Below are 11376 nucleotides of genomic sequence, written 5' to 3'. Positions count from 1 at the left end.
CCAGCCGCCTGACGTTCCACGGCCGCCGTCAGTCGGCGGCCACGACTATACTTCGCGTATGGCCACCTACTCTCCGTTGATATATGGCTCGGCCTGAGCGGCCACTTCCCGCCGACGGAGGCCCGATCGTTGAGTTCGCACAGGATTTGCGACTCCTACGGGAGAAGGCAGGATCACCGAAGTACCTGTTGATGGCACGGCGGACGGGCCGGTCGCGTACCGCGTTGGCTGAAGCGGCCGGCGGTGATCACCTCCCCAGCTGGGACACCGTCCGGGCGTTCGTGGAAGCGTGTGGCGGTGATCCGATGGAGTGGTTGCCGAGATGGGAACACGTGCGGGCGGTGGCGCGGGAAGACCGGGTGAATCCCACCGCTGCCACCACAGAAGCACCGCCACCGGGGGTGCCGTCGGTGTCTGCGGACGACGTCGCCATCCTGCTTCGCCTCTGGCAGGAGCAGCGTGATCAGGCCCGCCAGAGCGAGAACCACCGGGCGATCGTCAGCATCATGATTGCGTTGATCTGCGCCGCCGCGGGCATTGCCGGGGCCGGTGCCGGCCCCGCACCCGTGCCGGCCCTGTTCGCTCTCACGGTCGTGGTGCTCGCACTTGTCGGAGCGCTGAGCAGTCACAAGTACTACGAGCGGCACCAGATGCACATGAACGAGGCGCACCGGTTACGTCAGCAACTCGACCGACTTCGTCCGCACCTACGCATCGAAAGCACCTGGAGTAGTTCTCGCGCCGAGCACGCCACCCGCTATCCGCTGGTGTACCGCATGCGGTTGCACCATCTCTGGGTGATCATTCACCTGGCTCTCGCGCTCATGGGTGTCGTGCTCCTGGCCCGCGTCGTCCTGCCGGGCCAGCCATGACGCCGGACGCGCCGCTGTTCGATCCACTGCTCACCGTGGACCTCTCGCATTTTGAGCTGCGTCCGCTGCACCTCGGCATACTCTTCGGTGCATTCGGCATCGACACCCGCGCCAAGTTCCACATCATCTCGTCGACGTTCGAGGTGGGCCGGGACCTGCTTGCCCCGCTCATGGTGAAGGCGGCGGTCGACATCCTTCCTCATCTGCAGTCTCTGGTGCAGCGCGATCGGCGCACCCGGATCGTGTTCGCCGGCCGTGACTCGTTCGGCCTCGGCTATGTCATCAGCGCCATCGACCCGGGGTTCAGCGCCGACCACTGCCGAAGCCTCTACCTCACCCGGACGATCGTGGACGCGGCGTTGACCGATCTTGAGCGGCAGGGGCGATCCTTCGCGGAGATCGAGTTGTTCCGCAAGCGAGGAACCGGCGCACCCGACGAGAGAGCATGGCGGCACCTGCGGGACTACCTGGAAGCCAGTGATCTGCGGCTGGAGACGGCACCCGGACCGGTCGTCATCGTGGACACCGGCTACAAGGGCAGCATTCAGGAAATGCTGGCGGCGGCCTATCCCGACGTGCCCTTCACCGGCCACTACGTTTTCTACTCGGCCGCCCCGGGCGATCCGCACGGGTCATCGAAGCGTGGTCACATCTTCGATGCCGGCACCGGTCCGGCTCGCGGCGGTCGAGCCCTCCGGGATGAGCTACCGCATGATCCATCGCTTACCTTCGCCCATCACGAGGCGATCGTCGCCGTGGAAGAGCTACTGCAGGGCAGCCAGCTCAGCCCGACCGCCATTGACCCCACCGGGCGTCCGCGACTGCGTCGGGCCAGACGGACGGGCGAGCCGTACGAAGGACTGAATCCGATCCTCATCGGTGAGGAGTTCACCGATCCGATCCTCCGCGAGGGGGTGCTCGCGTTCAACGTTCTCGCGGTCAGCCGCCTGGCCCGTCGAGTCGCCGTACACATCGATCCGTCCGTCGATGGTTGGCACCGCACCGCCGCCGCCAGTGTCTGGTACCAGGAGTTGACGCGCCAAGTCGAGCGACTACGCGACAACCTGCGGGGCTGGATCTCCCGTGATGCGCGGGGGGAGGCTCATCCGGTGCTTCGCCGGATGCTCGACAGCTTCGTCCACCGCGGCGACCGCCACCTGGTCCGCGCGCTGGACGAGAGGATCCGAGAGTGGCCGGTCGAGCGGCAGGCGCAGACCTGGGTCGCATTCGACCGATGTCCCACCATCGCCGCCAAGAGCGCCTTCCGACCTGACGGGGCGCGAGTGGACACCGTCGAGATACCTCCCGTCCTGGTTCGCCGCGACCGTGCCGTCGCCGCGCTGCGGGCAGCTGCCCCCGCCATCACGGTGGCGCAGGCTCATCGCGTCGCCAGGGCGCTGACCGACGACCTCGAAGCGGCCAGACAGGCCGGTGTGACGCTGGCTGACACGCGGCTGCCGGTCGACGTGTACCTCGATGCCTACCACGCACATGCCGAGAAACTCCTGGAGGCGGATCTCCGGGCCGTGAGCCGGCTTCCGCTCCTCGTGACCCGCCACCTCGCCGGGAGTCGTGGTGGCTGACCGGCGGCTCTCGGCGATCCGGGTTCGAGGTGGGCGGGATCAGCAGGTGGGGGCCACGCCGAGGAGCGACGCGGCCCCACTGCCCGGATCAGCTGCAGCTGCTGCCGTTCGAGATCACGTAGAAGTGGTCGATCTTGTCGTTGGCGCGGGCATCGAGCGAAGCGAGGCTGGTGTTCTGGGCGACACTCAGGACCGTGTCGTCACCGGGGAAGCCGTTGTTGACCCCGCACCACCGCTTCGACGTGTTGTTGATCACCGAGCTGATGACATCGTGCGTGCCCGCGTCCACGCTTCCCGAGGAGGCGGTGGAGTCGAGGACCTTGGTCCCGTTGTAGCTGGTGCCGGAGAAGGCGCAGAAGTGGCCGGACGAGCACGTGCCGGCCGCCATGGCGGGGGAGCCGACCACGACGGTCGTCGCGGCGACGGCAACCGTCACGACGAGCCCGGCGGTGAGCCTGTTGAACATGGTGATCTCCAGGGGTAGGGCGAACGAGGAGGCCTGGTGGCCCTCCGCATTCGTACCGTGCTGGCCTGCAGGTTCTGTCGGCGACGGTCTATCGCGGCGGCGACGGTCAATCCGGCCGACGGTGCGGGAGGGGACGGTCTGCCGATGCCGCAACGCGCAGCGGAGGGGCCGGCTACGCCAGCGGAGCTGATCCGGTCGGAGTGGACTCGACAGGTTCGGCCGGCACCCGTGGCCAGGCTCGACCCGGCTCAGGTCGGTCGTCGCGGCGGACCCCCTCAGCGGTGACGGCAAACAGGCTGTCCGTCAGGGCGCTGCACGGGCACGGCGTCGACGGCGGCAGGCGGTGCCTTGGAGCCACTGTCGGCCGTTCACCCAGCACCGGGAGCCGCACCGACCCGCGGCGTACCGCTGGTCGTCGGGGAGACGCCTCGGCGCGAGGACGCGGCGGTCATCCGCCGGATCGTCCTCGCGCCGTCAGGACTGCTGCCACCGTCGCGTCAGGGCCGGTGGTGGTCCCTGACCTGTCCTGGACGGGCGGCCCGCGCCCGTCCAGGACAGGTGGTGTTCAGGAGGCGGTGCAGACCGGGGTCAGGCCGGTGGCGGACCCGGTGCCCTGGAAGCCGAACTCCGTGTACTGGCCGGCGGCGACCGAGCCGTTGTAGTTGACGTTGCTGAACTGGACGCTGCCGCTGGTGCCGGTGCGCTCGGCGCTCCACACGTTGGTGATCGCGGCGCCCGACGGCAGGGTGAGCTGGACGTTCCAGCCCTGGATCGGCGCGCTGCCGGCGGTGACCCGGACGGTGGCGACGAAGCCGCCGGTCCAGGAGTTCAACGACACCGTGGCCGTGCAGCCGTTCGTCGGCGGCGGCGTGGTCGGCGGGGGAGTCGTCGGCGGCGGCGTGGTCGGCGGCGGGGTCGTCGGCGGCGGGGTGGTGGGCGGCGGCGTGGTCGGCGGCGGGGTCGTCGGCGGCGGGGTGGTGGGCGGCGGCGTGGTCGGCGGCGGCGTGGTGGTCGGCGGGGTGTTGGTCCGGCCCTTGTTCAGTTCGTCGAGGACGGCGTAGTACGCCGCCTTCTTCTGGTAGTTGCCGTTGCCACCGGTGAACAGCAGGCCCCGCTCGGAGGAACGCCACGACTCGCTGTCGGAGATGCCCCAGACGGTGATGCCGGTGCACTTCGCGACGTTCAGGCAGGCCCGGACGACCTTGCGGTAGTTGTCCGCCTGGCCGGCGCCGATGTCGTTGTTGCTCAGGTCGTCGTCGATGTCGACCTCGGACAGGTGCACCTCGACGCCGAGGTCGGCGAAGCGCTGGATGTTGGCCTGCAGGTCGTTGCTGATGATGCTGTTCGGGTTGTCGTTGAAGTGCGACTGGAACCCGACGCAGTCGATGTACTGCCGGTAGGTGCGGACGATGTCGTACAGCGCGTTGGCCTTGCGGTTCGGGCCACCGCCCTTGACGGTCAGCCCCTCGACGTCGTAGTCGTTGATGCAGAGCTTGGTGGAGTAGCCACCGGCCTGCACGACCTGCTTGGCCCGGATGAACGAGTCCCGGATGACGTCGGTGTCGCCGGCGTCGAAGAAGTCGCCGTCACCGTTGGCGTCCCGGTTCATGGTGTGCGGCCACTGGTTGCGGCGGCGACCGGTGTTGTTGTCCTCCAGCGACTCGTTGACCACGTCCCAGTAGGCGATCTTGCTGCCCCAGCGGTTGATGGCGTTGCCGATGAAGGTGTTCAGCGTGCTCTGGCTGGCCCCCTGCAGCGCGCCGGCCTGCGAGTGCCACACCAGCGTGTGCCCCCGGACCACCATGCCGTTGCTCTGCGCGTGGTTGACCAGTTGGTCCGCGCCGCTGGTGTTCTGCAGCCCACCGCTCGACGTGGCGATCCGGTCGGGCTTCATGTCGTTCTCGGGGGTCAGCTGGCCGAATTCCTGACTGAGGATCGGGTATAGCCGGTTCGGTGAGGACGCGGTGCCGAAGAACAGCCCGGCCTTGGCCGCCGCGGCCCGCAGCGTGGTCTCGGCGGCGACGGCCGGGGTGCCGGACTGGACCGCCACCGCGCCGCCGACCAGCAACATCACCGCCGCCGGCAAGGCCGTTCTGCTCACTATCCTGCGTCGCCTCAGGCTGCTGCCCACGGACCCTCCTCGTTACATGACGTCAATAATTGATGCATGTGTATGCCCATCGAAGGGTCAGTATCGATAGCGGTCTACCATACTGTCAACAACTTTCGGAAATGTTCCGGAAACCTCGCCGGGTGGGCTGACCTGGCGCAAGTCGGATTCGCGCAGGTGGACGCGCCGGGACGCGGAGTGGTTGGCCGGAAGACACCCGGTTGCGTCCGCCGTCCGGCGGACGGACGCCGAAACATTCGAAATTCGGGGCCGGACGGCCGAAAAAGGCGCTGGACAGGCCGCTGGCCGGTGGATAGGTTGCCGCTGCCCGTGACGCAGCCCGAGGAGGTGAGACCCATGAACGCCGTACCCACGTGGGTGCTCCCCCTGCCCGTCGCGGTCGGGCGACCGACGTAACCGTCGCCCGGGAGCGCCCCACCCACCAGGCTCTCGCGGAAGGCGCTTCCCGTGCACCAGTCGCCGCTCGCCACCACCCCGCCCACCGCAGCGGTCGGGCCCGCACCAGGTTTCCCGGCCCCTGCCGGCCGGCCACCCCACGACACCGACGTGATCATCGTCGGCTGCGGCCCGACCGGGGCGATGCTCGCCGCCGAACTACGCCTGCACGACGTGCGGGTCCTCGTCCTGGAACGGGAGACCGAGCCCACCTCGATGGTGCGGATCGTCGGCCTGCACGTCCGCAGCATCGAACTGATGGCGATGCGCGGCCTGCTCGACCGTCTGCACGAACACGGCCGGCGACGACCCGCCGCCGGCTTCTTCGCCGCCATCGCCGCGCCCCCGCCCCCCGGACTGGACACCGCCCACCCCTACCTGCTGGGCATCCCGCAGCCGGTCGTCGTGCGGCTGCTCGAAGAGCACGCGACCGACCTGGGGGCGCAGGTCCGCCACGGCACGCCGGTGGTGGGCCTCGACCAGGACGACGACGGGGTGACCGCCACGCTGGCCGCCGGGCACCGGTTGCGGGCCCGCTACCTCGTCGGCTGCGACGGCGGGCGCAGCACCGTGCGCAAGCTGCTCGGCGTCGCCTTCCCCGGCGAGCCGACGCGGAACGAGACCCTGATGGGGGAGATGGCGGTCGGCAGGTCGCCCGAGGAGATCGCGGCCACACTGGCCGGGCTCGGGGAGGTCGACAGACGCTTCAGCCTGACCCCCTTCGGCGGCAGGTCCTGCCGCGTCGTCGTCCCCGCCGCCGGGGTCACCGACCGTGCCGTACCGCCCACCATCGACGAGGTCCGGCAGCAGTTGCGCGCCGTCGCCGGCACCGACTTCGGGGTGCACTCGCCACGCTGGCTGTCCCGCTTCGGCGACGCCACCCGGCTGGCCGACGCGTACCGGGTGGGACGGGTGCTGCTGGCCGGCGACGCGGCGCACATCCATCCGCCCATCGGTGGGCAGGGCCTCAACCTCGGGGTACAGGACGCGGTCAACCTCGGCTGGAAACTGGCCGCCCAGGTCCGGGGCTGGGCACCGGCCACCCTGCTGGACACCTACCAGGACGAACGCCGTCCGGTCGCCGTGGACGTGCTGGACAACACCCGCGCCCAGACGGAACTGCTCTCCGACGGACCGGGCGCGCGGGCCGTACGTCGGCTGCTCACCGAACTGGTGGCCTTCGACGCGGTGAACCGCCACCTGACCGAGAAGATCACCGCGATCGGCGTCCGCTACGACCTCGGCCCGGGACCCGACCTGCTCGGCCGGCGGCTGCGTGACCTCGACCTGCGTCAGGGTCGCCTCTACGACCGGCTGCGCCACGGCCGGGGCCTCCTGCTGGACCGCACCGGCCGGCTCGGCGTCGCCGGCTGGACCGACCGGGTCGACCACCTCACCGACCCCACGGTGGACCTGGCCGCCCCGGGCGTCCTGCTGCGCCCGGACGGTCACGTCGCATGGGCCGGCGACGACCAACAGGACCTGGACGGTCACCTGACCCGTTGGTTCGGCCGACCCGCCACCTGAGCACGACCGCCGACCGGGACCGCACCGCCCGGTCGGCGGGTGTCATGCCGGGAACCCACCGGGGGTACGCCCGGACGGTCGGGGCGGTCGACCGAGTAGGAATACTCAGGTACCCACCGCATCCGGCCTCAAGACCCGACGCGGCGACCCGGACAGAGTGGTCGGCATGGCCGAGCTACCGCACCGACCCGTCGTCCTGCGTACCGTCGAATCGCCGTTGCCGGCCGTGGTGGCGCACGGCCGGCAGGTCGGCCTGGGGGCCCTCGGCCGCGCGGTGGCCGCGCTGGCCCGGCTCGCCGCCCGACACCCCGCCGGCTGGCGCTGGGTCGCGCGCCGGCACCACCCGGCACTGGACGGGCTGGCCGCCGCGCACGCCCGGGCGGTGTGCGCGCGGGCCGCCCGGCAGGTCCCCGCCTACCGAGCCTTCCTGCAAGCCCGACCGGCGGGCGTGCGCCGCCGGCTCGTCGACTTCCCGGAAACCGACAAGGCCAGCTACGTCGTCGCCCACGACGCCGCCGCGCGCTGCCGGCACGGGCGGCTGCCCACCCGGGGGGTGGTGGTCGACGAGTCGGCCGGCTCGGCCGGGCAGCCGTTCAACTGGCCCCGCAGCGACCGGGAACTGCGCGCCGTGCACCGCGACATCGCCGGCTACACCGGACTGGTCTTCCCGATGCGCCGACCCTTCGTCATCAACGCCTACTCGATGGGAGCCTGGGCGACCGGGACGACCACCGGCGCGGCGATGGCCCGGATCGCGGTGGTGAAGAACACCGGCCCCGACCTCGGCAAGATCATCGACACCTTGCGGGAGTTCGGCCCCGACTTCGACTACCTGGTGACCGCCTACCCGCCGTTCCTCAAGCACCTGCGGGACCGGCTCGACGCCGAGGGCTTCCCCTGGTCGTGCTACCGGGTCTCCGCCAGCTGCGGCGGCGAGGGGATGACCGAGGCGCTGCGCGACTACCTGGAGCAACGCTTCACCCTCGTCCGGTCCGCGTACGGGGCGTCGGACCTGAGCATCGGCATCGGCGCGGAGACCCGGTTCACCGTGTGGCTGCGCAGGCGGTTGCAGACCGACCGGGGGCTGCGGACGGCGCTGCTCGGCACCGACGAGCAACGGCTGCCGATGGTGTTCCAGTACAACCCGTTCGCCACCTACCTGGAGACCAACGAGCGACGGGAACTGGTCTGCACCGTCACCGGCGGCGACGTGCTCCAACCCCGGCTGCGGTACAACGTCGGGGACGAGGCGCTGCTCGTGTCGTACCGGCGGGTCGTCGAGCTGGTCTGCGCCGACCCGGTACGCCGGGCCGAACTGCGCACCGCGGTCTCCGCCGAGCGGATGACGCTGCCGCTGCTGCTGCTCTTCGGGCGCACCGACTCCACCATCTCCTACCTCGGCGCGAACCTCTACCCGCAGGACGTCGAGTACGGCCTCTACGTCGGCAACCCGTACGCCGCCGAGATCAGCCGGTTCTGCCTCGCCCTGGTCGAGGACGCGACGCTGGAGACCCGGCCGGTCATCCACCTCGAACTGCGCCGACCGCTGGCCGCCCCGCAACGCGACGCGCTCGTCGACGCGTGCCGCCTCGGCGTACGCCGGCACCTGACCTCGGTCTCCCGCGACTTCGCCCAGTCCCTGGTGGAGGACGCCACCGCCGGGGACCTGCGGGTCGAGCTGCACGAACCCGGCACCGGCCCGTTCGCCGGCCAACAGAAGATCAAGAACAGCTACCTGGTGAGGTGACCATGCGTACCCGTGACTTCTCCCGTGCCCCCGCGCAGGCCCGCGCCGGCGCCATGTTCATCGGCGGCACCCGCTACACCAACCCGCTGGTGCTGCTGCGGCTCGCCCCCTCCTGGTTCCGGATGCTGCGCGACATGCGCCGGATGAACGGCTACTGCTGGCACACCGTCTACTGGCAGTTCCCGCTGACCCTCGGCACCATCGCGTTCTTCACCGACCGCGACGCGATGCTGCGCTTCGCCCGCACCCGGCACCACCGCCGGCTGATGGTCTGGCTGACCGACGGCACCCGCAACGCCACCGCCGGCTTCATCCGGCTCTACACCGCCAGCCCCGACGGCTACTCCAACGGCACCTGGCGGGCCGAGGGCCCGCAGATGGGGCACATCGACACCTTCACCCCGCTGGGCGCGGAGACGACCGGGCCGGCGGTCCGCCGATGAGCCCCGCCCGGCACCGGTTCACCCGGGTCACCGACCGGCGCGGCCTGCGGCAGTTCCTCGCCTTCGGCGACCGGCTCTACGCCGGCGAACCCCGCCACGTGCCCACCCCCCGCCAGCAGATCCGCCGCTGGTGGCGCGACGGCGTGCCGCTGTACCTGCTGCGCGACGCCGCCGGCACGGTCGTCGGCCGCACCACCCTGCACACCGACGCGGACTTCGACGCCAAGCTCGGCCGACGGTGCCAGCTGTTCGGGCTCACCGAGTTCACCGAGCGGGCCGGGAAACCACTGTTCGACGCGATCACCGCGCACGCCGACACCGACCGGGACCTGCTGTTCGGCCCGGTGGCGCTGCTGCCCAACCAGGCCGGCGGGGTGATCACCTCCGGGCACGCCGAGCGCGGCTTCGTCGACAGCGCCTGGAACCCGCCGTGGTACCCGACCGCCTACGAGGCGTACGGGTTCCGCCGCCGGTTCGAGGCCGACACCTGGATCTGCCCCGTGCCCGCCCCACCGGAGCCCCTCCCGCCGGTGCACGTCGACCCGGACGGCGCCCGCATCGCGCTGCACCGGGGCGACGTCCGCCACCTCGACGACCAGCTCGACCTGCTGCGCGGGATGCTCAACGCCTCCTTCGCCCAGCTCGGCTACTACACGCCGATCTCCGCCGCGCAGCTACGGCGGCAGACCGACGGGCTGGCGTACCTGCTGGACGAGTCGCTGCTGCTCTACCTGACCCGCGACGGCGAGCCGGTGGCGTTCGTGCTCTGCGTACCCGACATCAGCGAGTTCCTGATCGCCGTCCGAGGCGACCTGCACCTGGTCAACCAGGCCCGGTTGCTGGCCGCCCGCCGCCGCTACCGTCGGGAGGCGGTGCTGATCGTCAAGGGGGTCCTTCCGCAGCACCAGGGGCGCGGCTACCAACGGCTGCTCTCCACCCACCTGCACCGCAACCTGTACACCGGCGGCTACACCACGCTGCGCAGCACCTACGTCGAGCGGGACAACACCGCCTCGGCCGCCCAGTACCGCCGCCTCGGCGGTCGCCCGCTGCACGGCTACACCTTCTACGCCAAGGAGCGGTAGGTGGACCACGACGCGTTCCGGCGGCTCGAACGGTGGTGCTGGCGGGCCCCGAGCGCGCACAACACCCAACCGTGGCGGCTGCGCTACGAACCCGACGCGATCCGGATCGGCTGGGACCCCGCCCACACCCTGCCCGCCGGCGACCCCACCGGCCGTGACCTGCGGCTGTCCCTCGGCGCGTTCGTCGAGACGTGCCTGATCGTCGCGGCCGATGCCGGCCTGCGGCTGGACTATCTCGCCGACCACGACGAACACCACAGGTGGGTGGGGTTGCTGCGCCCCGCCCCGGACCGCTACCCGACCCCGTTCCGCACCACCGACGTGTGGGAACGCCGGACCGACCGGGGTCACCTCGCCGCCGGGGTGGACGGGGACACCCTCGCGGCGGTGGACGCGGTCGCCCGGCCGGCCGGCGGCAGCGTACGGACCGTGCCGCAGGCCGGGCGGCTCGGTGCCCTGCTGCGCGCCGCCGACCGTCGGCTCTACGCGGACCCGGCGGTCGTCGGCGAACTGCGCCGCTGGCTGCGGCTGGACCCCACCCACCCGGGCTACCACGCCGACGGGCTCACCGACCGCTGCCTCGCCCTGTCGCGGCCCGCCGCCACCGGGCTGCGCGCGGCGCTGGCCGGGTACCCGGTGCTGCGCCCGCTGGGCCTGCCGAGGCTGCTCGCCGCCGCCGCGGGCGACCCGCTCGCCCAGGGCGGCACCGTGCTCGTCCTGGTCGCCCCGGACCACCTCGACGAGCCCGGCCAGGTCGAGTTCGGCCGGGTGCTGATGCGCACCTGGCTGACCCTGCACACGGCGGGGCTGGCGGCACACCCGCTGAGCCAGCTCATCGACGTCCCCACCACCCGGACGGCGCTCGGTGCGCTGCTCGACGTCGCGCCGCCGCGTCTGCTGCACGTCGCCCGGGTGGGCCGGCCCATCCGGCCCGCACCCCGCTCCGCCCGCCGGGTCGCCGCCGCGCGGGCCTGACCGTCGGCCCGCCCCGACCGGCGTCCCGGGGACTGTCCGGTTGCCGACCGCGCGTGGGCGTCGACCGGCGTACGGTGGCCGCGCAGACCCGTCGACCCCATCCGAGGCAGGC

General features: G+C 71.4%; 9 protein-coding genes and 1 pseudogene. 8 read left to right on the top strand and 2 right to left on the bottom strand.

Annotated features, from left to right (window positions below):
• Positions 1-83: 83 nt before the first annotated feature.
• The 3 genes and pseudogenes from AB0B63_RS13915 to AB0B63_RS13905 all read left to right on the top strand — a co-directional run.
• Positions 84-296: pseudogene (locus tag AB0B63_RS13915) on the top strand (helix-turn-helix domain-containing protein); the annotation flags it as partial.
• Between the two features lie 114 nt (positions 297-410).
• On the top strand, positions 411-872 hold the full coding sequence (locus tag AB0B63_RS13910) for a hypothetical protein (RefSeq protein ID WP_357018204.1): 462 nt from the start codon (positions 411-413) through the stop codon (positions 870-872).
• Entirely contained in the window at positions 869-2455 is a 1587-nt protein-coding gene (locus tag AB0B63_RS13905) for a hypothetical protein (RefSeq protein WP_357018110.1), read from the top strand. Before AB0B63_RS13910 ends, AB0B63_RS13905 begins: the two co-directional genes overlap by 4 nt.
• Positions 2456-2543: 88 nt before the next feature.
• Here the strand turns inward: AB0B63_RS13905 and AB0B63_RS13900 are convergent, their stop codons facing one another.
• Together AB0B63_RS13900 and AB0B63_RS13895 are read right to left on the bottom strand one after the other, a co-directional pair.
• Complete coding sequence (locus tag AB0B63_RS13900; protein ID WP_208570575.1) at positions 2544-2921, bottom strand: peptidase inhibitor family I36 protein; 378 nt, start codon at positions 2919-2921, stop codon at positions 2544-2546.
• Positions 2922-3486: 565 nt separating this feature from the next.
• Positions 3487-4992 (bottom strand): endo-1,4-beta-xylanase, encoded by a 1506-nt coding sequence (locus AB0B63_RS13895; RefSeq protein ID WP_357018188.1) that lies wholly within the window; start codon positions 4990-4992, stop codon positions 3487-3489.
• 606 nt (positions 4993-5598) lie between these two features.
• On the opposite strand from AB0B63_RS13895, the gene AB0B63_RS13890 reads away from it, so the two are divergent.
• The 5 genes from AB0B63_RS13890 (at position 5599) to AB0B63_RS13870 (ending at position 11264) form a co-directional block, all read left to right on the top strand.
• Complete coding sequence (locus tag AB0B63_RS13890) at positions 5599-7014, top strand: FAD-dependent monooxygenase (protein ID WP_357018185.1); 1416 nt, start codon at positions 5599-5601, stop codon at positions 7012-7014.
• Between the two features lie 166 nt (positions 7015-7180).
• Complete coding sequence (locus tag AB0B63_RS13885) at positions 7181-8761, top strand: phenylacetate--CoA ligase family protein (RefSeq protein WP_357018107.1); 1581 nt, start codon at positions 7181-7183, stop codon at positions 8759-8761.
• Positions 8762-8763: 2 nt separating this feature from the next.
• Positions 8764-9204, top strand: a complete 441-nt coding sequence (locus AB0B63_RS13880; protein WP_204926595.1) for a DUF4188 domain-containing protein — start codon at positions 8764-8766, stop codon at positions 9202-9204.
• Entirely contained in the window at positions 9201-10289 is a 1089-nt protein-coding gene (locus AB0B63_RS13875) for a GNAT family N-acetyltransferase (protein ID WP_357018104.1), read from the top strand. Before AB0B63_RS13880 ends, AB0B63_RS13875 begins: the two co-directional genes overlap by 4 nt.
• Positions 10290-11264 (top strand): nitroreductase, encoded by a 975-nt coding sequence (locus AB0B63_RS13870; protein ID WP_357018101.1) that lies wholly within the window; start codon positions 10290-10292, stop codon positions 11262-11264. It abuts the gene before it with no gap.
• The last annotated feature ends 112 nt before the right edge of the window (positions 11265-11376 follow it).

It is taken from the genome of Micromonospora sp. NPDC049081 (assembly GCF_040648835.1).
Lineage (GTDB): Bacteria > Actinomycetota > Actinomycetes > Mycobacteriales > Micromonosporaceae > Micromonospora > Micromonospora antibiotica.
The sequence above is the reverse complement of the archived record's forward strand: the minus strand, read 5'-3'. Positions and strand labels throughout refer to the sequence as shown.

Bases quoted from the DNA above. Each gene is read 5' to 3' on its own strand.
- AB0B63_RS13905 (WP_357018110.1), top strand. From the start codon at position 869: ATGACGCCGGACGCGCCGCTGTTCGATCCACTGCTCACCGTGGACCTC.
- AB0B63_RS13900 (WP_208570575.1), bottom strand. From the start codon at position 2,921: ATGTTCAACAGGCTCACCGCCGGGCTCGTCGTGACGGTTGCCGTCGCC.
- AB0B63_RS13895 (WP_357018188.1), bottom strand. From the start codon at position 4,992: ATGTTGCTGGTCGGCGGCGCGGTGGCGGTCCAGTCCGGCACCCCGGCC.
- AB0B63_RS13885 (WP_357018107.1), top strand. From the start codon at position 7,181: ATGGCCGAGCTACCGCACCGACCCGTCGTCCTGCGTACCGTCGAATCG.
- AB0B63_RS13880 (WP_204926595.1), top strand. From the start codon at position 8,764: ATGCGTACCCGTGACTTCTCCCGTGCCCCCGCGCAGGCCCGCGCCGGC.
- AB0B63_RS13875 (WP_357018104.1), top strand. From the start codon at position 9,201: ATGAGCCCCGCCCGGCACCGGTTCACCCGGGTCACCGACCGGCGCGGC.